This is a genomic window from Gammaproteobacteria bacterium (assembly GCA_003696665.1).
In the GTDB taxonomy this organism is placed as follows: Bacteria; Pseudomonadota; Gammaproteobacteria; order Enterobacterales.
Genome location: RFGJ01000349.1, coordinates 1 through 24,376, shown reverse-complemented (window position 1 = coordinate 24,376; position 24,376 = coordinate 1). Strand labels below are relative to the sequence as shown.

The window sequence follows — 24,376 nt, the reverse complement described above, 5'->3', positions numbered from 1 at the left end:
CCGTTAGTTGACAGCTATGGAACGGTACAGCATCGCAATCAACCCCCTGATCTTCCAGCCTGGCGACATCGTGACTCCCGATCACTTCCGTGTGGCGCTGGGCGCATTCTACAACGAGGCGGTGGGACAGCAAGTCGAAGCACTGTATAAGCGTGGCGACCAAGAGGCTCTACGCTTGATGCTTCAGAAAATCATTCACAGTGGCTACGCCCGTCTCGTCCAGCCGTGCCACGGCATGGCCCATTGGGGCGAGATCATTGCCCAGGCTACCGGGTTCTATTTTATGGGCGAACCCGGTAGCGGGAAAACCAGCGCCATGCTATCGCTGCTTAGCGCCATGCCTCGTATGATGCGGAGCGAAGAGATGCCCTACATCACGATCGTGGACTGGCATAACGAGCCGGGGAAATGGCAGGGCTTGCCTGTAATCGAGGACTATCACGAAACCGTCCGGTGGATGAAGTGGATGCGCGATGTTGAGCTAGAGCGGCGCAAGCGCGACCTGAGAAAAGGAATAAAGCATCCTTGGCTGTTCTGGGTCGTAGACGAGATTGGCGCGTTGAAGCGGACATTTACCCGCCAGTCGGCAAGGCTGAAGCAGGAAGCTCAGATCGCGGGTGCAAGCCGAGATCAGGCGCAAAAGGCGGAGCTTTTGCGCGAAGCCTTCGATCTGGAGAACCTACTGGGCGATTTTCTGGAGACTCTTGGCAGTGAGGGACGGAAGTATAACATCATCGGCATTGCTGCCAATCAGGTCGCCAGCACCAAGGGCAACGGCGTAGAGGGTATGGGCGACGTTCTTGAGTCCTACGTCAAGGTCTATCTGGGGCGGCTTGCGCTGAAGTGGGCAGATATTGAAGGCGCAAGCCAGGAGCAGCGGCGCTGGCTGGCTGCAACAGCCTATCCCTGCTACATCTCCAAATTCGGCCCGGCACTGCATCGCTCCCACTGGCCGTACGAAAAACGTGAGCGAGGGCAGCCGCCCGTCAACGTGTTCCAAATCCAGGCGCGTCCAGTCCCTTTCGAGCGATCGCCCTCGGTTGTTCCGGCGCAGCAGTTTGAGCAAGAGCTACTCGAATTCACGCTACGCAGCAGGCGACCTGTGGCGATCGCCCCCGCCGAATCGGAAGCGCCTAGAGGCGATCGTGACCTCGCTAAGGACTTGCAAACCCTGCAAGACCTGCTACAAGAAAATCCAAACGCTTCGCAGACCGCGAAGCTCAAAGCGCTGGGCTATCCAGCCAGCGGCGCAAAGTTCTACGAAGGCAAAGAGTACCTAAAACAACTGGAGATTGAACTTTGAAACTGTTAACTCCTGTGTTAACTCCTGCCTTGGTTGGGGTGCTAACGATGATTCCCGTGCTGGGCGCAATTTCAGATCCTACTCCGACGGCTAATCCCAACCCTCGGACAACTTCGCAAGGGGTGAGGCTGATCGCTGACATCAGCGATCGCGCTCTGTACGTCCTAGACGGCGGAGGGCAGCACGGCTTCCCGGCTGGCTTCGGCGACACCACGCCACTGGGACAATTTGCCATTAGTAGCAAGATCAAAGACCCGCTCTACGAGAATCCCAAGACCGGGGCGGTTTTCCCTGGCGCGTTGGGGCCGTGGTTCTTCGGCTTCAAAAATTCGCCAGAGGGCTACTATGGCATTCACGCAGGCGACATCGATGCGCCGTCCGATGGCTGTATCCGGCTGCGTGAGGCTGACGTGATGGCGATCGCGCCACTCATCAGCCCTGGCACTCCAATCGAAATCCGTCCCTAGTAGCGTGTTCAACCCAAAGGTTAAAGATGTGGTGAGGAAAGCAAAAAAAGCAAAACTGAAGCCGATGAAGCCGATGAAGCCGATGAAGCCGATGAAGCCGATGAAGCCGAGGGCGATCGCCCCCTTGGATGGGACTCCTGCTCCCGAATCTTTTCTCCTCCGTTGCTTCTAGACACTTCGCCGTCCTCGCTGTGCAACTGTGCAGTTCACAAAAACTGTACAGTTCAAAACTCAAAACCGAACTTCACACCTCCTACAGATGCACAGTTCAGTGCCCAATCTTGCGATCTTGGTCGCAAGATTGGGCACTTTATTTATGTTGTGGCCAAAGTTGACCCAATTTTGACCCGCTGCTGACCCATCTCTCTTGCCTCTTTCAGGAGAATAGGTCTACACAGCGATTTTTGTCCCACTTTTGACCCACCACTGACCCTCCTCAAGGAACACCATGAGCGCAATTGCCTATACAACAGCACAGCAAGCAAAAAAGAGAACAGGGGGAGCCTCACTCCAAGCTCCAACCAGCGAACTAACTGTGTTCGTAGACTTGGGATCATCCTGCACAAAAACCTTCTATGCAATTGGAGAAAATGCACACTTTGCGTTTCTCCCACCAGAGATCGCAATCGTTAGCCAAAATCGGTTGTCAGAGTTTTTTGCAGCAAACGAGACAGCGGCCCCGATTGATACGCTATGGCTGGAACTAGGGGATGGCGAACCTATTACAGTAGGGCGACTGGCGGAAACATTTAGAGGTGACAGCCTAATCGCCCGACGAAAGGTAGACCCTGGACTATTCAGGATTCTCGGAACGATTGGCGGAATCCGGGACACTTTCAGCCTACCCAGTCCGCTCACCGTGAACTTGGGAATCGCGCTGCCAGCGGCAGAATACGCAGACCGAAAAATTCTGCAAGAAAAACTGGCCGGCGTGACAAAACTAATTTGTAGAGGACGGGAGTTGCAAATCACATGGGGATCGATTGACTGCCAGCTAGAGGGGGCGGGGTTGATTCGAGAGCGCCGAGCGAGGCTTCAAAACGTCGGAGCGCCCTCTAAAATTGTGTCCCTGATGCTGGGGCACAGAAACGCTAGTCTGCTGATCTACGAGGGCAGCAGTATTCAAGTTGAGAAATGCCGGAGCGATGGCCCAGGCTTTTTTGTTGCAACCGATTTGGCAGCCAGACTGCTGGGGCAAGAACCCTCAACGCCTGGGCTGACTGAGGCGATCGCCGCCCAGTCCCAATCACTCAGGATTCAGGGCAGAGGGTTCAAGCCAATTGACATCTCCAGCGCAGTCGCCGAAGCCCGCACAGGCTACTGGCAGCAGGTTCGTTCATTTTTGGAATCTTACCTACCCGCTGGGCAGTTTGATCTGGTGTGCGGCGGCGGGGCTGCCTGGGCGATGCGCTCAGAACTCCGAGAGCTTGCAGCGGAGATCGGGATCAAAGTGTCGTTTGCTGAGGAGTTGCAGCAGCAGCTTAGAGATATCCTGTCGTTCCACGGCGGCTCCGAGGACGAGCTAGGCGAGAATCTGAAATTGTTGCAAATGGCCGATGCCTTCATTGGGTTTCAGGCATTGGTCGCCAAGCAGCGCCGTCGTCAGCAGCGGGTGTCCGAATGAAAGGGCGACAGAGTGGTGAATTGATCGACTTCCGGGTTCGCAGGAGCCGCAAATCGGAGATAGGGCGGCTCTATGGCTACCTGAAACGCGACCCCAGGGGTAAACAGAAATTTGAAGAAGCTGTATTCGCCTTCTGGATGCCAATGGCGCATTATGAAGAATCGGGCGATCTCAGCGAAGCGCGGGGCACAGCAATGAAGGCGATCGCCCTGCTGGAGGCGCAAGCACAAATTATTCGCATGACCTTCGACCTACAAGCCCGTCAAGCCTGTCCCACACCAAATCCACAGTTAGAAATATTTCCACCACAGGTAGAGGGACTGCGAGACAATCAGCAGGTTGAACCTATGTATCTGGAGGCAGAAGACTATTTGTTTGACGACGAATGAGGATCTAGGTTTGCCACAAATTTTCTCCACTGCCGTAGCAAACTCGCGCGAGAACCCCCCCCCGACTGAACTAGACTGGATTTATAACTTGGAGAAGATACAGTGCCCCTTGCCTTCCCGCTGAAACTGATGGCGATCGCCGAATACGAGGCGGGCGCTAGGCTACTGGATTTCTTGGGTTTTGAGCAGACCTGCGACGGCGGGTCGATGCCCGACGACTGCGACCTGTACGAAACCCGGTTTAAGTCCCGGTCAGACCTGCGATCGGCGGCTTCGCAAAAGGAGACTGCAAGGTGGAGCTAGGCGAGTTTATGACGCACTGGAGACTGTCGCGGGCAGAGATGGCCAGCCTGCTTGGAAAGCAGCCGAATACCCTTGATCACTGGCTGTCCAAGAAAAGCCGACTTCGGACACCCCCCGACGTGCTGCAACGATTAAACGAGTTGCACCTGCTGTTTTCTCGGTGGGAGTTGGAGGATCAAATAGTGCCGCACCTGCGCCAGATCTACGAGACGGTTAGAGACCGGAGAAACGGCGATTAAACCTGAAACACCAGAAAAGCAAAGCCGGGATGTATCGAATACATCCCTAGCAGAGCGCCAGGCCGCCGCCACACAGACGGCTGAAAACCTTGAAAACCTTTTTGCCGACCTAATGGCACTGGGAAAGTCCGACTCTGGCGACTCGCAGCCTGGCGACTCGCAGCCGTAGCGCTGCTGCTGAGTGCGATCGGCAGCCGTAGCGCTACTGCTGAGTGCGATCGCCCTTGTCTACGCCGGAACCACATCCCCAACCTCTTGTTATCAGGAGAAGACGGAACGATGATCTACCTCTTTAGAGCCGAAAACGCAGGCGACGCAGCCCAAGTCAGGGCGATCGCCCAGTCCGCCGCCAAAACCCTCGACCAGTGGCAGGACGAAGACACTTGGTGGCTGAAAGTCTGGACAGACGACTGCGACCTGCCCCGCAAAGTTCGCCCCTACGCCAGCTTAGAGCGGCGCTTAGAGCGGCGCGAGTGGTGACATACAAGGCAAGGGAATTTGGTACAGGGCGATCGCACTGGGCAATGTTTGTTGCGGCGTTCCAGTATCACAGCGATACCCATCACGCCCGGTGAACAGGTGTCCTCCGCGCCTGCCTAGCGACACTTTGCGCGGGACTCTGCAAAGTTGATCTCTCGCAACAAATCTTTTAAGTGCCTCTGTCTCCGCTTCGGCAGCCAAACGGTAGAGGTCAGTAGCCCGATCGTGTATGCGCCCGAAATCCGATTACGAAAAAGAGCGTAAACTCGCACTCCGCCAACGGTTGATTGGCAGCGGAGTCTGCGAAGTTTCTGCCAGCACTCGTTCGCTGAGAAGAGTTAGAAAAGCTTGGCGTGATTGAGCAATCGATAGCGGCTTGTCGGTGGCTTCCAGGCAAAACCGGGCGATCGCCTACCACACGATTGCCACGCCTGAATCGGCGATCGCCGGGTAAAATCCCCACACGCCATCCTCCTGTCGATGGATTCCCGTCGCCTCTAGCACCGAACCATGCGCGGGCTAATCTGGTGTCAATGTCGTCGTGGTTGTCGTAGTTGTCGCAGCAGTGGCACTGCTCGACGACGCGGCCGCTGCTGCTCTTTGCTGCTGCCGCGCTGCCCTCAGTGCCGCTATCCTGTTTGAGGATGTGCGCGTACCTGGAGAAAGTGGAGAAGATCCCCCGGTTTCGGTTTCTCCCGTGGGGGTTGGAGCTATCGTTTTGATCGGCTCTGGTTCTGGTGGATCTGCCTCTGAATCCTTTTCCTTGATACTGGACTGAACTCGCTCCCGCTCCGGTTCTCTCCCCGGAGCGGTTTCTGTTTTGGCTTCTGTTTCTGGCTTTTCTGGTTTTGCTGATTCCGATTTTGCTGATTCCGATTCAAGCATCTTTTTCAGCGTAGCCTCGCTGATTCTGATGCCGTATTCCTCCATTACTCCGCAGACATCGCGCAGAGAGTACCCCTGCAAAATCATCGCCTTGATCGCTGGCGCTAGACGGATTAGAGCCTCTTGCAGCTTTATCCGTTTTGGCTTTTTGGCCATCTCCTGAAAGCGATTTTGAATCTCCTGTAAGTCTCGCTCTGTAACCGTCTGATTTGTGATGCGTGGCATGGTGGCGACGTGGATTCTTGTTTTCTGGCTGCGTCCAATTTACTCAGTTTGCAAACTGGGCGGAAACCGCAGTGCTACGTGTTACGTAGAAAGTGTGCCCATTTATCACTCTCTGCCTCGGCTCGGCTACGTCCAGGCGCAAAAACCGTGTTTTTTCCGCTTCCAGCCTTGTAACTGGACTGGCAAGCTATGGGAGAGGGCCCAATTGTTGACTTCCCAATTGTTGACTTTTTGACTTGACTGCGTGAATCTCCAGGATTTAGAGAACTTGCTTAAAGAGGTTAGGGCGGCGATCGCCCCTGGTGGAGAACTGATTGAGTTCACCGAGTCAGATTTTGCAGATTTTGAGGATTTTGAGGATGAGGACACATCTCGATCTCGACCTACATCTCGACCTACATATGCGGCAGTTTTGAGACGGGAGAGACGGGAGAGGCGCGATCGCCTTCTCAAAATCTGGCTGACTGCCAGTGAGGAGATGCGTCTGAAAGAGATTTCTTATTCTCATGGCACGACCAAAGCCCGCTATGCCCGTGCGCGGATCTTCGGCTTGCCGGTGCCTCGCTCTCGCTCTCGCTCTATTGTGCCTCAAGTGAACCGAGAGACGTATATTCAGCTTGCCCGCATTGGGGGCAACCTCAACCAGCAAACCAGGGCGATTGACCGTGCGATCGCCCACGGCGAGGGTGTTGATAAGTCCATGCTGTTTGAGTGCCGCCAGCAGCTAGAAACTCTAAGCGAATTGATCCGGCAGGTTCGTCTTGAACTGATTTCTGGGAGTAGTGGAGAATCAGATGATCGGTAAAATCATGAAAAATTCGTCCTTCAAAAAGACGACGCAATACGTTCTCGGCAAGCCTGGAGCCGTGATGATTGGGGGCAACATGGCGGCCTATGACCTCTCAGGGTTGACCCGTGAATTTTTGACATCCAGGGATCTGAGACCGGAGATAAAACACCCTGTCTACCATATTTCTTTGTCTCTATCCCGCGATGAGTCGCTGAATGACGAACGGTTTGCGGCGATCGCCAGCCGCTATATTGCAGGGATGATTCTCTCAGCAAAAGAACCAGATCTACTGGATGATGAGCGGCGTTTTGATGAGCGGCTTGAAAAATTTACAGAAGAAGAATTACCCTGCTATCTTCATTCGGTGTTCCGCCATACCGACCGACAGCATGACCATATTCACATCGTTGCCAGTCGGATTAATCTTCAGTCTGGTGAGGTGGTTAGCGACTCGTTCGACCGCTACCGCTCTCAAAAACTGATTCGGATACTGGAGCGAGAGTTCGATTTAGTCCGTGTTCCCTCTAGCTGGGAAGTGGGCGAGAGAGCCGAAACAATTGCTCAGTTAGAAATGACTCCAGTGACAGGCAAAAGAGCGGCGATCGCCCGGTTGCAGGAGCATATCGACTGTGCGCTCGACGGCAGTTTAACCCTGTCCAGTGCAGCCGAAAAACTTCTTGAGAGGGGTGTAAGTGTGGATCTGCGTCAGCTTAAAAGCGGTGCATGGGGGATTAGCTACGGACTGGATGGTGTGACGGTTCCGGGGTACAGGCTGGGGAGTCGCTACTCTCTAAATGGGATCAAGCGGCGAGGTGTTTTGGTTTCTGAATGGCGCGATCGGGAGCATATTAGGCAGCGATTGGAGCAAGTTAGGAGGCTCCAAAAGCTTTTGCCTGGTGTGTTGAATCTATGGCGATATCTCAACTCTCGGCGAGTTTCGTTTATCGATGGGCAAAATTATCGCCTGTTGGTTCAGCGCTCGAAGCAGGGGCAGGATCGGGGGATGTTTGTGATTTACCGCAAGCAGGATGAGGGTGGCAATGAGGATGGCAAACTGTATCAGGTTCTCGCGCTGGAGCGAAATGCTGATGCAGTAACCAAGGAGTCGGTTGAGTTTGAGCTATCGAGACTGAGGATTGAGGGGCGGGATTTTGAGAAACTATCTAGACTATTCGCCAGGCTATCCAGCGTTTATGATCGGATCTCGACGATCTCAACTGCAATGCGCTCTGACGCGCCCAACGCTCATCGCTAGAGATTTTAGATTTTAATCAGCAGATTTTAATCAGCAGATTTTAATCAGCAGATTTTAATTGGCGGCGGCAAAAAACTTGAATAGTTTTTGGAGTAAAGGGTCTTGCTGTTGCCTGGGTTTTGGCTCTAGCCGGGGAATGGTGTTGATGGTCGTCGATGGTAGCTTAAGCTTCTCGCTGTCTATTGGTTCCTCGATTGGTTCCTCGTCAGAGGCGATTAGCTCTGCCTGCTGAGATGGAAAGCTGAAGGAGATTGATCCGTACTCCTTGCCTCTGATTTTGTAGCTGCTTTTTCCCTCGGCGTGTAGCTCCATCTTGCATCCACAGGGTAGTTTTATCCCTGCGCGTGCTTCGTGTAGCACTCCAACTTGGTAAAGAAACATGACTCCGTTTGTTGACTTGAAGCCGGAGCTATGGATGTCTCCCAGGTCAACTTTCTGTCCCCAGTAGTCCCTGTCTCCTCGATTGATAACCAGCATCCTCCAGTGCTTGAATAGCTTCCGAGCAAACTCCTCCATCCTGGCTGCTGGCTCTGGCTTTGGCTCTGAATCTGAATCTGAATCTTCTGAATCTGAAGTTGTCGTGTTGCCGCAAGCTTCTTCTTCTGTTTGGGATGCTTGTGCTTGGGATGCTTGCGTCGCTGTTTGCATAAGCATCAAATTGGCTCTCGTTTTTTCTGAATCGAAGCCTGCTGGTGTGAGTGCCGGTGTGAGATTGAAGGAGCCGCCAGGACTACTGGAAGGGATGAATGTCTCTTCTGCCTCTTCTGCCTTTTCTGCCTTTTCTGGGTAGAACGGGTAGAGATTTTCAGCTTCTTTCAAGGGCGATGGGGGTACGTTGTTGTCCTCGGCGTGGTCTGGGTTTTCTTCATGTTCATGGGGCGCATAGTCGTCTAGATCATCGTCGAGGTCATTGTCGAGGTCATTTGGGGGCGTATAGTCGTCTAGATCGTCGAGGTCATTTGGATTGCAGTCATCCTTTGGCTCGTCAGGTTCTTCGTCAGGTTCTTCCTTGAAGCCTCCTTCTAGCTTGAAGTCTCCTTCTAGTTTGCTAGGTTTGCCGTATTCCTCCTCGTCCTCATTCCATTCGTCCATGTCGAAATCGTTGGACAGCCCTGTGACCATTGCCAGCGCGATCGCTCTAAACTCCTCTACTTCTAGTTCGTCCTCGTCCTCGTCCTCGTCCTCGTCTTTCTCGTCTTCCCATCTGCCCTCGCTATGTTCTTCATCGACTGCCTCATCGATTGCCTTATCGACTGCCTCATCGACTGCCGCCTCATCGACTGGTTGAGTGAGGACTGTGGGGGCTGGGGTCGATTCTGCGGGTACGGCGAGGGTGTTGAGGCTGTTTAGGCTGAATCTGACCGTCTTGACAACAGCCTCCTCAGCCCCTTGTCCTTGTCCTTGTTTGACGTTGATTACTCTGCACTCTACTAGCAGTCCATCCTGGCCTGCAATTGAGTCCATAATTTGTGCAAATTGTATCGTCTGTCCGCTGACCTCTTGCGGGACGCGAATCGGGGTCGTTTTTTTGAGGTTTTTAAATTTTGCTCTTGGCATTGATGTACGGCGATCGCCTTATCGCCTTTTGACCTGCTACCATTTCTAGCGTTCCCGGTACTGGATTTAATGCACAGTTCGGTGACAGTTCGGTGATTTAATGCACAGTTCGGTATTTACCAGTGTCAAGATTTGTGCGACTACACGCCTTGAAATACTTCCGTAATTCTTGTGGGAATGTGCATTTTTTCAATGGGTGACGATGTGATGGGCGACTGCTTTCTGCTACGTCCGATCCGCTTTGGCTTCTTGCTTTTCTTTCTTCTGCATGTTTGGACTGTTCAGGAAATTGGTAGCTGTGTGTATCTCGGCCGCCGCTTTAATGGGCGGAGGAGAGATTGCTAGTGCAGAAAGTTTGGCGGTCTTGCCACTTTCAGCACTGGAAAAACACGCTGCCGTTACTCCTGGCGGTTCTAGTGGAGACAAGTTGGACTCTTTAAGTCTGAAAAAGCCTGAGCGTGTCGAAGTTCGGGAGCCAGTAACTCACGGCGTGGCGGAGCTGGTAGCAGATACGGGTAGCAGTAGTGAGTTTTCCGTGTTTCGGGGCGTTCGCGGAACAGCTTCTACTACTGATGCTGCGTCTAGACAGAACCAAGCTGATGCTGTGCCCGATGCTCAGGGCACAGCTTTCTCTGGCGGCTCTGACGGCATTGTTTCGGTTGAACCGCTGGAGAATGGTTTAGTCGCTGAGACGGAGCGCTCTGCTGACCCTGCGCCTGGGTCTGTATCCACTAACATCTCAGGCTTTGTCAACGCAGACGCAGGCGCACTCGCCACACCTGCACCTTCTCCTTCGCCTGCGCCCGCAGAATCCTCCGCTCCCCCTCTGCCTCAAACTGCTGAAGATTTTGAAGATTTCAATGTGCCTGCGCCTAGTGTGCCTGCGCCTGCGGATTTCAGTAAAAACAAAAACTTTGAGCCTGTGCGCGTAGCGGTTCAGGCTCAGGCACTATCGCTTGGAAGCAGCCTTGGCAGGGAGTTTGATTTAGCTTCCGATATCCCTCCCGGCTATGTGCAGTTATCGTCGGGGGTGTACGTTCCTCAAGAGTTTCTCCGGTTCGTTCGTCCTTCGCCTCCGCCTCTGCCCTCGTCTGGTCGGAGCGTGGCACAGACGGCTAGTTCTTCAAGTTCTTCATCTTCAGTCTTGACTCGATCGAGGCGATCGCCCAATGCAAGGTCGTCTGTAACAGCGTCGAGTTCTGCACAGTTGGCTTTGGCTTATGTACAGTCAACATTGCCCTACTCTTCGGTGGCTTATTCTGCACAGTATCCGCTGTACCCGTTGCCTAATATTGTTCGGATCACCTCATGGTATGGCGATCGCATCCACCCATTTACCGGACGACGGCGGCTGCATAGTGGGGTTGATTTTGGTGTGCCTGTCGGGACTCCGGTACTCGCGTCGCTGACTGGCGTTGTGCAGTTTGCAGGCTGGATGCGTGGTTATGGCTATACCGTGATTCTGCAACATGAGCGGGGTGCGGTTCAGTCGGTTCAGTCGTTATATGCCCATCTCAGCGCTATCCATGTCCGCCCTGGACAAGAGGTGTTGCAGGGCGAAATGATCGCTCTATCTGGGAACACTGGTTTAAGCACGGGCCCCCATTTGCATTTTGAGTTGCGCCAATGGAACGGGCGCGAATGGGTTCCCTCAGATATCAACCAAATTGTGCAATATGCACAAGACTTGAAAGCTGCTGCTGCTGGCTATCAAACTGCACAACGGTCAAGCCAGTCAAGCTTTGGCAGTCCTCATGTTATGCGTGTTGCGCTACAGGTTGATGTTCCTCGCTTTGCGGTTGCAGCGTCGGAGTCTGCGTTGATCACAGGTTTTGATGGTCGCCATCTTGCCACACTGCCATCGCTTCAGTCGATTTTGGTTCAGCGCGACGGTAGCTCCATCCTTGTGAATGGGCAGAGACTTCCAGCCGGGTTCTTTATCGAGCCTCAAGGTGGCGGGGTCTTTGCGATTAATGGTCGCTGGTATCGAGGTCGGTTGTTGGTTGCAATTCGACCGGGTGGATTGATAGCAGTGAACTGGGTTGATTTAGAAACTTACTTGTTGAGTGTTGTCGGTTCTGAAGTTTATCCGAGTTGGGATGAGGACGCTTTGCAGGCCCAGGCGATCGCGGCCCGGTCTTATGCGCTAGTCCACCGCCAGCGGCCGCATAACCCTGAATGGTTTGATGTGTTTGCAACAGAACGACATCAAGCCTATCGCGGCATTGAGCGGGAGTTTTCTACGACATCCCATGCGGTTGTAGCAACACAGGGCGTGGTGTTGACCGTGGGCGATCGCGTCGTTGAAAGCCTGTATGCCGCGAACCAAAGCATCGTAGATCGCGTTCATCGAGGCAATGGAATGAGTCAAGAGGGTGCGGCGGATCTCGCTAATCGTGGTGCTTCTTTCTGGCAAATCCTTCAGCATTACTATCCGGGGACTCGGCTATCTCGCCTGTATTGAACCGTACCGTATTGAACCGTACATTTAGATCTTCTCGGTTTGTTTACTGAGGTTGCGTGAATGCACATTTAATAGAGGTCAAAAAACAGAGTATTTCACAGTTTTCTTTTGTTTTGTGCATTTTTAAGATGCGTAACTGAAAGGCTTTCTTCTCCTTGTTCGTGTTTGTATTTTGCGCTTGTTATTTGCGCTGGGGGATCTATGTATCTAAGGTATCTAAGTGTCTGCGATCAAAACAATCTACTGAAGGCCGCCTCTGCGATTGGATTGGCTTGGTTTACTGCAAATGCTGTAAGTCAAGGACTGTATTTCCAGGCAGCTTATTCTTTTCTTGGCTTGGGGCTAGTGTTTCCCTGGGAAATCAAGTGTGGCTGGAAACAATTTGCTCGTTACTGCAAGACGCGGGGCTGGAATGCCAATCGTATTTTGGGTTTTCTGATTGGTGTTTTCTGCACATCCGTTCTCTTTATTGCGTTGGTGGAGCCTGCTCATGCTCAGTTTTTTAACCAGACCGAGGGCTGGTTGCGGCGCTCGATTCCTGGACTCCAAAACAACTCTTTGATCCCTCTGATCTTTAACGTGTTGCGGGCTATTTTTGTCATCTATATCGGCATCAATCTAGTTCAAGTGATTCAAAAGATGCAGCAGCAAGAAGACTGGCAAACACTGGCTCGTACTCCGTTGATCATCGTGGTTGCAGCAACGATGGGCGATGTCTTGGCTGGGATTGTAACAGGTGGCGCGGGTGGCGCTGGTGGTACTGCTGGCGCTGGCGGGACTGGAGGGCAGTAATGGATCGAGAGGAGATCCGGCATCGTCCTGTCAATCCCATGTTGGGGTCGCAACCCAAGTTCGGGCCAGTTCCAGCAGAGCATTTAATCCCCTGGTTTGTCATCAGTTTTTCTATTTTCTTTCTCTGCAATCAAATTTTGCAGCTTGATTGGATTTGGACGATTCTGATGATTTTCTGGGGTTGTTCAACTTGGTGGATTCTTACTGGTTCTCGCCCCTGGAGGTTCCTTTCTAAATTTGTTTCTACTCCGAACTGGTCGAGAGGTAGAGTGCGGTATCAATCTATTTTTGATTATGCGAGACGCGATCGCGTCTCGCATAATCGAGAGCAGGTTAAACGGAAGGCAAGGCGCACTAGATTGACATCAGATTGAACAGATTGAAATGAAATTGCAGCATCACATCCCCTCTCAAGTCGTCGATAGCGGAGTAGAAAAAACACGCTACTCCGCTATCGAGAACTATCTCCAGTTTCAATTTCCTCTTGCGTTTCAGATGCGGGGGCGAAGTGTTGGAGCGCTCGTTTTAAGCAAGGGTGCGAAGGGTGAATACTTCAAAATCGTGTTTGGTTTTGATTGTCAAGGTATTCACTCAACACTGAGAGCGTCTGAGCCTAAAGAGGTTTTTGAAAAGATTGAATCCGGGCTGAAGGATATCCCTGAAGGCGAGACAATGACGATTCACATGGAATCATTTTCGTCAGACAGGGATAGGCAAGATGAGCTTTCTAGGCTGTATTCACTCGCTGATCGCCCTCAACTGAAATTCCTGATGTTGGGTGAACGTCAGCGTGTTCGAGAGCTAACAAAGCAGGGGGCGAGAAAGCCGAAAAGCCTGCGTATTTACGTCACCTATACGGTTGAACCGTCTGCGGTTGGCTCTGCGGATCAAATTGAGAAGCTCTTGGGTGTGACTCAAAGTTTGTGGAATAAGTGGACGGGACAGGAAGCAGAGGAGCAACAGTTGAGGTTCGAGCAACTGTTTTTCTCTGCTTTTACGGATGGTTTTCAAATCTGGGAACAGTTATTGACCAATAAAATGGGGCTGCAAGTTCGCCCCCTGACTGAGGTTGATCTGTGGGAAGGGGTTTGGAAGCGATTCAACCAATCGGCTCCGCCTGAGTTGCCCCAGTTGGTCAAGATGACTGACGAGGGAATTTCAGAAGAAATTCGTTCAGATCTACACCCCACTTCACTATTGATTGAAAGTCAGCGTGATTGCCCGGTTGCCGATCGCGCTTGGGTTCGGGTGAAGGGGAAGTACGTTGGGCTGATGACCTTCATGGATAAGCCTTCTGGTTGGTCTAGCTACAACTCTCAGCTTCGGTATCTCTGGGAATTGCTGTCACGGGATCAAGTGTTTGACACTGAGATTTTTTGTGAATTGAGCAAGGCCAATGAGGCGCTGGTACGAACTGCGATGCAGCGAGTAGCCAAAGAGAATATCTTGGCAAGCGATTTTGCATCCTCTAAACAGTCGGTGGATGTTGCTGCGAGTATTAAGGCTAAGAAAACGATTGCCGCGCAGGAACAGTTATACGAGGGGGCTGTTCCTCTAAATGTTGGCGTGGCGATCGCCATTCACCGCAGTACGCCAGCCGACCTCGACGAGGCGTGTCGTTACCTGCAATCCTGCATTCGTCGTCCGGCTTGGATTGATCGAGAGACTGAATACGCATGGCAAATTTGGTTGCAAACGCTGCCGATCACCTGGGATCAGATCTTATCCAAGCCGTTCAATCGTCGAATGGTTTATCTCTCCAGTGAAGCGCCAGGGTTCATGTCCTTGGTGCGCCCTCGGCAGTGCGATCGCTCTGGGTTTGAGTTGCTGTCAGAAGAGGGCGGTGTTCCGATTTACCTGGACTTATTCAAGCAGCATCGTAACCTGGGCATTTTTGCCACAACTCGCGCAGGTAAATCGGTTCTGGTGTCTGGTGTATTGACTCAGGCATTGGCTCATCAGATGCCGATTGTTGCTCTAGACTTTCCCAAACCTGATGGGACATCTACGTTCACGGACTACACCCGCTTCATGGGCAAGATGGGTGCATATTTTGATATCGGGACAGAGAATAATAATCTCTTTGAGATTCCTGATTTGCGCCAGCTTCCGCTAGACCAGCAGCAGGAACGGATGCAGGATTACCTCTCGTTTCTAGAGGGAGCGCTGATGACAATGGTGATTGGCGGTAGTGCGGAGTCTCAGATGTTCCGTAATACCGTGCGATCGCTCATTGTGATCCTGCTGGAGCAGTTTTTCAATCACCCGGTAATCATGGAGCGCTATGACCGGGCGATTCGTGGCGGGTTTGGTTCCCCTGAGTGGCAGGAAATGCCCACGCTTAAAGATTTTTTGCCGTTTTGTGAGCTTTCCCGTCTTGAGCTAACCGAAATGTCAGACGACGTGGTTAAAGCGATGGGTCAGGTCAAACTACAGCTAAAATTCTGGATTACGTCTCGTGTGGGTAAGGCGATTTCCGCTCCTTCTAGCTTTCCCACCGATGCGCGACTCCTGGTGTTTGCATTGCGAAACCTGTCAGATGATTCTGATGCTGCAATCTTGGCGCTGTCTGCTTACTCTGCGGCTCTGCGTCGGGCGCTGTCCTCACCAGCTTCAATCTTTTTCATTGATGAGGCTCCGATTTTATTCCAGTTCAATGAGATCGCCGCGCTGGTGGCGAAGCTCTGCGCCAACGGCGCAAAGGCTGGGGTTCGGGTAATTATCTCTGGGCAAGACCCCGATACCATCTATCAGTCCCCGTCAGCTTCACGCATTGTTCAAAACTTAACGACTCGCTTGGTTGGACGGATTCAAACTAGTGCGATTCCGAGTTTTGTGAAGTACATGGGCTATCCAGAGGAAGTGGTGCGCCGCAATGCCTCAGAAGCCTTTTTCCCAAAGGCTAGTGGTGTGTACTCGCAATGGCTTTTAGACACTGAAGGGCACTACACCTATTGCCGCTATTACCCCTCTTTCTATCAGCTTGCTGCGGTTGCCAATAACCCGCATGAGCAGATAGCCAGAGATGCCTACATGAAGGCGCACAAAGACCCATATCAGGGGCTTTCTGAGTTTGCAGGTGCTTTGGTGCAATCGCTTCGAGATGGCACACCGATTCAAATTCCCAAGACGGCAGCACTCGGCGGGAAAGTTGCTGCTAGTGTTTGAACTTTTTTCAGGAGCCTGAATATGTCTAAAAAACTTTCAAAATCTTCAACAAAATCTTCAAAGTCAAAGCGTCAAGCTGCATTACAGGCAGTTTGCGTGCTGACTGTTCTATCTGCTTCTCTGTCGTCTGCTCCTAGTTTGGCTTCTGCAACGGATTCGTCAGCCGCTTCTGCGGCAGCTTCTACAACTGCTTCTACGGCGGCCGCCGCAACAACTGGTGCTGGGTCTGGGTCGTCTTCTTCAACTGGCGGAACAACTGGCGGAACAACTGGCGGAATAACTGGCGGAATAACTGGCGGAACGACTGGCGGAACAACTGGCGGATTTAATTTGGGTGAGTTGGGGCAGAGTTTGAGTGAGTTTGGGCAAAAGGTTGATGAGTTTTTATCTCCAATTGAGGAATTTATTACTCAGATACGCAATCTGCGAGAACAGGTTTTTGGACGACTTCGCAGGGTGATTGGGCAGGGGAAATCGGAGCTTTCTGGAATTGTGCGGGATGCGATGGGCGTGCTTAACCTGCCCGATCCAGATGAGTTGTTTGAGGAACTTTTTGTTGACAATGATCGAAACAAGGAGTTTGACCGAAACTCGCTAGGACAGGTTAATCCGACTGTCGCAAGGAGTCTTGCTCTTTCTGCCCTAAATACCGAAACGGCTCGGCTAGATGCGTCTAGGACGCTTTCTAAAGAGGCTCAAGAGCAGATGCTTAGCGAGATTCGGCAGTTACAGGAGTGGACGGAAGCGGCTCTCCAACAGGGGAAAGGCTCTGGCAGCTTGTCGTCGCAATCCTCTACGGCTGCACAGCAATCGGATCAATTGAGTCAACAATCCTCTCAGATTGCTAAAGAGTCACAAAATCGCGTTTCTACTCAAGATGCAATTAAAGACTTGAATCAAATCGCTGGAAATGTTTCGGGTCAGCTTACCCAGTTGTCAAGTCAAAGTGCGGTGCAAGCGGGTCAGTTGTCCAATATCTCTGGTCAGCTAGGATACTCGGTCAGCCTGGAAGGACGGCAATTGTCGCGCCTAAACCAAGTTACTACGGGCGTTGCAGTGCTTAATCAAAATATCGCAGACATGAACGAAACCATGCAAGGAAATCGGCGGATCGAAATTGCCAAAAATAATGCTCAACTTTATCGTGCTTTGCAAATTTCACGATTAGGATATCGCATGAATTTGGGGTCAAATAGATCTGGTTCTTCATCTGATTCTTCTAATTCTTCTCGGAATAGTTCTCGGAATAGTTCAAGGCAATAGAACTGCATCATGTTCACGTATTCGCCAGTTTTTCTTAATGTGGGAAGGTTCGCGCTCCGCAACGCTGATGAGGTTGCCGGGCGAGTTTCTGCGTCTTGGGATTCCGTCTGGGATGCTTGTTTGACAGGAAGTGTGTACCGAGTAGTTGCCAATCTAGGGTCGCTCTTGGCAGTAATTTGTCTTGCCTTTTTTGTGGTGGACTTTGCTAAGAAATGGATGCAGGGTGCGAATGACTGGGTTTTGGCGGAGGTCGCTTTCCCTTTAGTTGTCGTAATTCTTTTGGCGAATGGCGGGCAAAATCTAGCTCAGGCAACATTGGGCATTAGAAATGTCATCAACTACTACAATACTGAGTCACTTCAGTTCTTATCCACCTCGATCGATTTGCAGGCGAATCTTGCAAGCCTGGCTGACTATACTGACGCTACCAATATTGTGACTGGGCTGCGGAGCCAGTGTGACGGTATTACAGATCAAGAGAAACTGAAAGACTGTCTGGAGTTGACTCGACAGAGTGCCCAGGAGATTTTGTCGTTTTACCGGCAGAAGCATGGCGATACGGCTCCTGACTGGGTTCGTTCGATTGAGCAACAGGTTACAGCCGCGGCGACAGACCCATCTAATCCTCCCCCTCCTGGTTCTAATCCGCTGGTGAATGCCCTGGCTACTCAGCTAGTTTCGGTTCTAGTAGAAGGCTTTTTGATGGCTATGCAGGCAGCGTTTCAACTGCTGGTTGAAGTGGCGCTTTTGCTGACCGCTGTGATTGGGCCGATTCCAGTTGGGCTGTCTCTTTTGCCCTTTGGCTCTAAGCCTATGTTTGCCTGGTTGTCTGGGTTTGGAGCGCTGGGACTCTGCAAGCTGTCACTCAACTTGATGACCGGAATTGTTGCGACGGTCAGCATTCAGTCTGGCCCGGACACGATCGACCCGATTATCACTGGCATCCTGCTGGGAATTCTCAGTCCAATCCTCGCCTTTGCGATCGCCTCTGGCGGGGGATTTGCAATTTTTCAAGCACTGACTTCGACGGCTACCAGTGTTGTAGGGGCGACCGGACGGGGTGCTTCTACGCTCAGTCGCGCCATTCTTTCCCGCCGTTAACTTATTTCATCAAAACCTATGCAGACCCTAAAACTCTCACAACAACGGCAGCAGAAAAACGCTTTGGGAATGCTGACGCTTGGCTCTCTGGTTTTTCAGGGGGTTAATACCCTGCTATTGCTGGGCTTGCTCGGAGCGTTTATCGGATTGAAAGACAAAGCTCCACCTGCGATGGTTCAACTGGAGGCAGGGAAGACAATTGCAGTTGAACCGATGGATTCCCGGCAGCGCACCCCGGCAGTTATTCAGAAGTTCGTCAAAGACCAGTTAACCCTGCTGATGTCAGCATCAGGTCAAATGCCCAGGACTGTAGGCGAAGACTCGGTTTTGGTTGCCGATCCTGGCATTGAGGTTTCTATTGACGGTGGACGCGCCAAAATCACAACCCTGGCTCGTCTTGCTGCTTTTGGAATCTCAGAGGACTTTCGCTCTGCCTTTCTTCGTGACTTGGCTGAGCGTACTCCTCAAGATGTTTTCTCGGCAAACGGTGAGCGACAACGGGTGTTGATTGTTCAAGATGTCTCGGCTCCTGAGCCAGTGGCGGAAGGGCAGTGGAAGGTTACGGTGATTTCCAGCCTGGTTGATTTTGAGACTGGAGATCCTGTGGGTGTGCCAAAACCCTTCAACAAAGAGGTGTTTGTTCAGTCTGTTCCTGTTCCAGCTATCTATGATTTTTCATCTCCTCTTGAGAAGCAAATTGCAGAGATTCGTCAGTCTGGGCTGGAAATTTATGCAATTCGCAATTACGTTCGCCGCAATATTCAGTCTCCCAGTCGCGCAGAGGTGGAGCCTGATACAGAGACGTTTATTGATACTCGTCCTCAGCAAAATTAGAAGCAAAAAAAATTAGAAAAGCAGGAGTGTTTTTTCATGGTTGTTGCTAATTCGATCCTCGCGGGTGAAGAGGATGGGGAACTAATGGACTTTGCTAGGTTCGTCCTTGATAATGATGAGGAGGATGAACTTGGTGCAGATGAAGAGACTCCCCTAGATCCTCTAGATCAAGAGGTTGCATCCTGGATTGAATCGGCTCAAGCTGCACAGCAGGTTGACGATGAGGACTTGGATGGGGGTGAAGATGAAGCAGGGGACGAAGGCGTTGAGGATGTCTGGGGCGACCCCACTGATTCCACTTCTTTCGATACTCATGATGGGACGAGTGAGTTTCTTGAAACCCTTGGCAACCAAGTAGGGCAAGAACTTGATGAGAGTGAGTCTGAAGGTGACAGCGACAACCTGGATGCGCTGGAGGAGAGCGGCGAAGGTGGTCGCTTTGAAGGTGATTTAGGTGATTTAGAAGAGGAAGAAGAGGAGGAGTTTGTCGATCCTCGAACCTCGAAAACCAAGGTTGGCTTTAAGAACAACCCTCTAACCAAGGCAGCGTTTGTTGGGGCTGGAACCTTTGCTGTAGCCCTTATTGCTGGTTTGTTTTATCTCAGTGTTAGTTCTGTTGCTTCGGGCGATCGCAACACTATTCCCTCTGTGCCGTCGCCTGCTGCAACCGCTGAAGATGGCAATGTGGTTAGCGAGGGGTATGACCCAGAAAAGGCCAAGATTCAATCTGATTTAGCTTTCTCGGAGCAGGCGACGACAGCAGAAGAGTTTGAACTGGCGCGGCGGCGTGCTGCTGCGTCGGGTGACTCTGACCCCCAACCTTCGCCTACTCCTGCGGCGACTGCGCCCACTCCACCTCCGGTGGTTAACTCTGTGCCTGCCCCGGCTCCGCTTCCACCAAGGCTGTCAATGCCTCCGCTGCCTCCGTCAGTGCCCGTCATGCCGGAGGTGTCTCCAGAGCAGCAGATGTCCCCGATTGAGCGTTGGCAACTGGCTGCGAGTGCAGGTAGCTTTGGTGCATTGTCTCCAGACATAAGTCGGAGTGCTGCTAGTGCTGCGAATTCAGCGAATTCAATGGCTTGGCAAGAGCCAGCAGAGTACACCCCTGCAAATACTGGCTGGGCTGATTCTTCTCCCTCCGCGCCGCCAACGACGGCTTTTTCGCCTGCATCTTCTAGCTGGAGAGATCAGCCGGGTTCCGTCCTGGTGGGAACCAGCACGGTAGGCGAGGTCGTTTCGGCTGTGATTCTCAGTGCCGATCAGCCCCCTGTTAGCCCTGATGATGCGAATGCTACGAAATATCTGGTTAGGGTGGATCGCCCATTATTGGATGTTGATCGGCAAGCCGCAATCCCTAAAGATGCGCTTTTAGTTGTGACCGTGGATAACTTCAGTCCGGCTACTGGCACGTTGCAGCTTCAGGCTCGGTCGGTGCTGATCAACAACCAAGAATATTCACTCCCTAGCGGCGCTGTCCTGGTTCGAGCGGAAAACGGAGGGGCGCTGGTTGCACGACGGCGCAACGGCGGGAATCAAGTTCTGTCTACAGTGGTTTCTTCGGTGCTGGCTGGACTGGGTGAGGCTGGGCGAACCCTTAGCCAGCCGCGCTCAACCACAACAACCAACGGGAATGTGACGACGACCTCATCTGATTCTGAGCCAAATCCGCTGGCTGCTTTTGCCAGCGGGTCTGCGAACAGCCTTGCAGTCCAGATACAGCAAGCTGCATCCAATGCAAGTCAGCGGGCTGCTAGTGGGCCGACTGTGTGGCGCATTGGCGAGGGTACAGAGGTTCAAATTTTTGTCAACAATTCATTTCAGTTTTAGGTCAGTTTTAGGCCTTATTTAGGTCTTGCTTTCGGTTTTGGGTCTTACTTTTGGGTCTTACTTATGATGCTGATGCGGTTAAATCAAATTCTTGCCACCTTTTTGCTTGTCGGAGTTGGAAGTCTGAGTTTGTCCCCGCCACGGGCGATCGCGCAAACTGCGGTTTTATCAGTAGGCTCCCAAACCGCCCAGGGAACCTATGAGACTGGAGTGCAGCGAATCACTTTGGGGACAACTCAGGGCGTAAACCTGAGTTTCTTGCCGACCGGGGAAGTAGTGCAGCGAGTCTGGTTGAATGACCCCTCACGGGTTGTTATCGACTTCGATGGATGCTTGCCCCAAGCGGGAGGAAATCAGGATTGTGGCGAGTCCAGTGGCGCGTCAATTATTCATATCCGCCAGCTATCAGAGCGCATCGATTTTCCTGCTGTTGCCGTGTCTGGCAATGGGCGAAGCGTCCATCTGACAGTTGTTACCGTAAACCCTTCTCAGCAGCGCAGGATTTACCAGTTCAATCTGGAACTTCGCAGAGGCGCACCCCCTTTTAGCCTCGTGCAGATTGTTCCAGCGACCCACCTTTCATCCTCTCAGGTGCAAACTGTTTCACCTGTTTATCAGCAAGAGATCTTGAGTCAGCTCAGCCTGGGTTTAGCCCGCGCTGAGTCTGCCCAGGATTCAATGCTTACCGCATCGATTCGTGCAAAGGTGGTTCAGTTAATCGCCCTGATGCAATCGGGAACCCCCTATACCGATGCTATCCGCCAATCTCAAGTGCCCTCTCGCGTTGTCGAGCATCTTCGGGCGCTGGGGCTAGGGCGCGACAGGTAAGCGTTCTCCAGAGTTAAAAGAGCGTACTTACTCAGCACTACTGGAACTACTGGATCTGAATTATGTCTACTAATCACGCTTGGTCTAATAAAAAGCGCAGCAAGGGGGCATTCTTCTTGCTTGCAAGCTTCCTTTTGGGGTCAAACTACAATCTTGTCTTGGCATCTAAGGCGGTAGCGCAGGTTGCTGCACCTATTGCGAACTGGAATCAGTTGGATCTACCTCCAAATCAGATGCGAATCCTGATTTGCAGTAATTACTTGCCACCAGATTTTTCCGAAGTAGGACTGGATGCTTTCTGTGATGTGCTGTCTAATCAGCCGCGGTTTTATTCCTCTAATCCGGTTGTCTATAACGTTGAACCATGTCCTGTACAGGGCAGCCCACCCTCATCCTCGGTGCTATATGGGAACCTCGCGGCCGCCATGCGATCGCCCAGTGTTGGTGGCATGGAAGAGATCCCTCCTGGGACGTTTCCGGTCGTTGCTACGTTTAACACTTGCACTGGAAGACTGAATGATCTGGGCGCAGGAAACTTTAGGTTCCCACCTGGGTACACGCCGCCAGGAAACCAAGAATCGGGGGAGCGATCGCTGAATCTAACACTGGTCACAAACCCGTCAGCCTTCGCGCCTCGAAATGGTCAAGAACCAACCTTGAGTACCGAAGCTAACCGCTTTGTGGTGATTCGTACAGGCCCAACCAATGTTGAGCGCACATTTTCGCTGACTCTTGGCGGAACGGGTGTGATTGGGCAGGACTACATTATTCGTTATGCGGGTGCAACCGCTTCGTCGGGGGCGCAAGAGATTTCAAGCCTTCCCGCCGCTGTGACGTTCCCCGTGGGTGAAAATCGCTTGTTTGCTTCGATTATTCCCCGGTTCAAGAACGTGGACACTCCAGCGCAGACGGTGGAAATTACCGCTCCTACGCCCGTTAATCCCCGGTTTCAGCCTGCATTCCGCCCAACGATTGTTGCTCGAATTGCAGAGCTTGATATTGCAACTGTCACGTTTGCACCAATTCAGACAGCCCCGATTCAGCCCGGGCCAACACAGTTGTTCCGTGTCACTCGTGCAAATCAGGCTAATCTATCTCAGCCGTTGACTGTTCGTTATTCCATTGGTGGAACAGCAACAAACGGAACAGACTACAGTTTGTTGTCAGATTTTGTGACGATTCCAGCGGGGCAGTCGTCCGCAGTGGTGTCGATTACGGCCGCACAGCCAGGAGCAAATGAGCCGCAAGAAACGCTGGTCATCACGCCGCAACCCGCAGATGGCTATGTGTTGTCCTCTGGAAATCCGCTGAATTTTACGTTCCCTGCGAATCTGAATCAAAACCTGACGCTGACATCTTCAAACAGTGGAACATTGAATCGTGGCTCTTCGGGCGGATTCACGATTACTCGACCTTCTGGCGACACGTCGCAGCCGTTAACCGTTAACTATTCGTTTAGCGGAACGGCCCAACCAGGGGTTGACTACACGGCTCCTAATGGAAACCAGGGTGGTAGCGTGGTGATTCCGGCTGGTGCGACCTCTGCAACTGTTCCTGTGAGTTCTCCACAAGCGACAGGGGACACTCCTATTCCTCAGCGTCAATTGACATTAACCCTCCAGCCGGGCAGCGGCTATACTCCCGGTGGATCAACCTCGCTGGTGATTCCTGCTTACAGCCCTCAATCTGTTCCTGTCGCCCCCAGTGGGGTGTCCAGCAGTGGTGAGCTACCCCGTGGTTCGACAGGTTCTTTTGTTGTTTCTCGTCCGCCAGGTAGCAGCACTACGCAACCGTTAACTGTCAATTATCAGTTGGGCGGAACGGCTCAAGAGGGGGTTGACTATGATGCGCCCTCTGGTACGACGGGAAGCGTCGTAATTCCTGCGGGGCAGCAGACGGCTCAGGTTCCTATCGTCTCTGCACCTGCCGGTAACGCTCAAAAGCCTCAGCAAACCATTACGTTTACCACGACTCCCGGAACTGGTTACGCTTCTGGCTCCACGGCTGAAATTAAGCTCCCGGCCAATACTCCTTCTACGGTGTCGATTCCTGGAGGTGGACAAACTATCGTCCTGACTCCTGGCTCTAATAGTGATGGCTTTACAATTCGTCGTTCCGGTGGAAGCAACAACCAGCCTCTAGTGGTTCCTTATACTGTGGGCGGCACGGCTGAACCCAATGAGGATTATGTGCCTCTTCCTGGCTCTGCAACGATTCCGGCTGGACAGGACTCAGTGTTTGTTCCCGTTCGCGCACTGCCGCAATCTGGTGATACTTCCAAGCCTGAGCGAACGATTACGATCGACCTGACGGATGGCAGTGGTTACGATCTTGGATCTGAACCCCAGGCAACTTTTGTTGTACCTGCTTACACTCCCAGTCCTTCACCGAATCCCAGTCCTTCACCGAATCCCAGTCCTTCACCGAATCCCAGTCCTTCACCGAATCCCAGTCCTTCACCGAATCCCAGTCCTGACATGATTCCTACCGTAGGACTGGGCAATCAGGTGAACCCGCCAGCGTTCACGATTACCCGTTCCGGGCCGACTACTGCGCCGTTGACCTTGGATTACAGCACTGGT

General features: G+C 52.3%; 20 protein-coding genes and 2 pseudogenes. 20 read left to right on the top strand and 2 right to left on the bottom strand.

The features are described 5' to 3' along the window. Positions 1-16: 16 nt before the first annotated feature. The 7 genes from D6694_09175 to D6694_09145 all read left to right on the top strand — a co-directional run bounded on the left by D6694_09175 (position 17) and on the right by D6694_09145 (position 4,805). Entirely contained in the window at positions 17-1,303 is a 1,287-nt protein-coding gene (locus tag D6694_09175; protein ID RMH41276.1) for a hypothetical protein, read from the top strand. A gap of 14 nt (positions 1,304-1,317) precedes the next feature. Then, the gene (locus D6694_09170; protein RMH41275.1) at positions 1,318-1,770 is read left to right on the top strand and encodes a murein L,D-transpeptidase; all 453 of its coding nucleotides are present in this window, start codon (positions 1,318-1,320) and stop codon (positions 1,768-1,770) included. Positions 1,771-2,218: 448 nt separating this feature from the next. Next, positions 2,219-3,394, top strand: a complete 1,176-nt coding sequence (locus D6694_09165) for a hypothetical protein (protein ID RMH41274.1) — start codon at positions 2,219-2,221, stop codon at positions 3,392-3,394. Continuing rightward, positions 3,391-3,783, top strand: a complete 393-nt coding sequence (locus tag D6694_09160; GenBank protein ID RMH41273.1) for a hypothetical protein — start codon at positions 3,391-3,393, stop codon at positions 3,781-3,783. The genes D6694_09165 and D6694_09160 overlap by 4 nt, the downstream gene beginning before the upstream one ends. Positions 3,784-3,885: 102 nt before the next feature. After that, complete coding sequence (locus tag D6694_09155; GenBank protein RMH41272.1) at positions 3,886-4,086, top strand: hypothetical protein; 201 nt, start codon at positions 3,886-3,888, stop codon at positions 4,084-4,086. Further along, positions 4,077-4,325: a hypothetical protein gene (locus tag D6694_09150; protein RMH41271.1), complete on the top strand. Its 249-nt coding sequence runs from the start codon at positions 4,077-4,079 to the stop codon at positions 4,323-4,325. Before D6694_09155 ends, D6694_09150 begins: the two co-directional genes overlap by 10 nt. 279 nt (positions 4,326-4,604) lie before the next feature. Beyond that, the gene (locus tag D6694_09145) at positions 4,605-4,805 is read left to right on the top strand and encodes a hypothetical protein (GenBank protein ID RMH41270.1); all 201 of its coding nucleotides are present in this window, start codon (positions 4,605-4,607) and stop codon (positions 4,803-4,805) included. Between the two features lie 519 nt (positions 4,806-5,324). On the opposite strand, the gene D6694_09140 is transcribed toward D6694_09145, so the two are convergent. Further along, a complete protein-coding gene (locus D6694_09140; protein ID RMH41269.1) occupies positions 5,325-5,915 on the bottom strand; it encodes a hypothetical protein in 591 nt (196 codons plus the stop codon). Positions 5,916-6,159: 244 nt separating this feature from the next. On the opposite strand from D6694_09140, the gene D6694_09135 reads away from it, so the two are divergent. Together D6694_09135 and D6694_09130 are read left to right on the top strand one after the other, a co-directional pair. Next, the gene (locus tag D6694_09135; GenBank protein ID RMH41268.1) at positions 6,160-6,720 is read left to right on the top strand and encodes a hypothetical protein; all 561 of its coding nucleotides are present in this window, start codon (positions 6,160-6,162) and stop codon (positions 6,718-6,720) included. Then, positions 6,710-7,960, top strand: a complete 1,251-nt coding sequence (locus D6694_09130; GenBank protein ID RMH41267.1) for a hypothetical protein — start codon at positions 6,710-6,712, stop codon at positions 7,958-7,960. The genes D6694_09135 and D6694_09130 overlap by 11 nt, the downstream gene beginning before the upstream one ends. A 54-nt stretch (positions 7,961-8,014) precedes the next feature. On the opposite strand, the gene D6694_09125 is transcribed toward D6694_09130, so the two are convergent. Further along, on the bottom strand, positions 8,015-9,517 hold the full coding sequence (locus D6694_09125) for a hypothetical protein (GenBank protein RMH41266.1): 1,503 nt from the start codon (positions 9,515-9,517) through the stop codon (positions 8,015-8,017). A gap of 268 nt (positions 9,518-9,785) precedes the next feature. Between D6694_09125 and D6694_09120 the strand changes: the two genes are divergently transcribed. The 11 genes and pseudogenes from D6694_09120 (at position 9,786) to D6694_09070 (ending at position 24,052) form a co-directional block, all read left to right on the top strand. After that, entirely contained in the window at positions 9,786-11,981 is a 2,196-nt protein-coding gene (locus D6694_09120) for a SpoIID/LytB domain-containing protein (GenBank protein ID RMH41265.1), read from the top strand. Positions 11,982-12,182: 201 nt separating this feature from the next. After that, on the top strand, positions 12,183-12,773 hold the full coding sequence (locus D6694_09115) for a hypothetical protein (protein RMH41264.1): 591 nt from the start codon (positions 12,183-12,185) through the stop codon (positions 12,771-12,773). Continuing rightward, complete coding sequence (locus D6694_09110) at positions 12,773-13,147, top strand: hypothetical protein (GenBank protein RMH41263.1); 375 nt, start codon at positions 12,773-12,775, stop codon at positions 13,145-13,147. Before D6694_09115 ends, D6694_09110 begins: the two co-directional genes overlap by 1 nt. A 10-nt stretch (positions 13,148-13,157) precedes the next feature. Beyond that, positions 13,158-15,941: a hypothetical protein gene (locus tag D6694_09105; GenBank protein RMH41262.1), complete on the top strand. Its 2,784-nt coding sequence runs from the start codon at positions 13,158-13,160 to the stop codon at positions 15,939-15,941. Positions 15,942-16,271: 330 nt separating this feature from the next. Then, positions 16,272-17,204: a hypothetical protein gene (locus tag D6694_09100; GenBank protein ID RMH41261.1), complete on the top strand. Its 933-nt coding sequence runs from the start codon at positions 16,272-16,274 to the stop codon at positions 17,202-17,204. A gap of 9 nt (positions 17,205-17,213) precedes the next feature. Further along, positions 17,214-18,305: a hypothetical protein gene (locus tag D6694_09095; protein ID RMH41260.1), complete on the top strand. Its 1,092-nt coding sequence runs from the start codon at positions 17,214-17,216 to the stop codon at positions 18,303-18,305. A gap of 18 nt (positions 18,306-18,323) precedes the next feature. Beyond that, positions 18,324-19,139: a hypothetical protein gene (locus tag D6694_09090; GenBank protein RMH41259.1), complete on the top strand. Its 816-nt coding sequence runs from the start codon at positions 18,324-18,326 to the stop codon at positions 19,137-19,139. A gap of 36 nt (positions 19,140-19,175) precedes the next feature. Further along, positions 19,176-20,966 carry a hypothetical protein gene (locus D6694_09085; GenBank protein RMH41258.1) on the top strand — a complete coding sequence of 597 codons (1,791 nt, stop codon included), beginning with the start codon at positions 19,176-19,178 and terminating at the stop codon, positions 20,964-20,966. A 102-nt stretch (positions 20,967-21,068) separates the two neighbouring features. Further along, positions 21,069-21,794, top strand: a complete 726-nt coding sequence (locus D6694_09080; protein ID RMH41257.1) for a hypothetical protein — start codon at positions 21,069-21,071, stop codon at positions 21,792-21,794. Between the two features lie 62 nt (positions 21,795-21,856). Beyond that, positions 21,857-23,056: pseudogene (locus D6694_09075) on the top strand (hypothetical protein). 549 nt (positions 23,057-23,605) lie between these two features. Next, positions 23,606-24,052, top strand: a pseudogene (locus tag D6694_09070) (hypothetical protein). Positions 24,053-24,376: the final 324 nt, after the last annotated feature.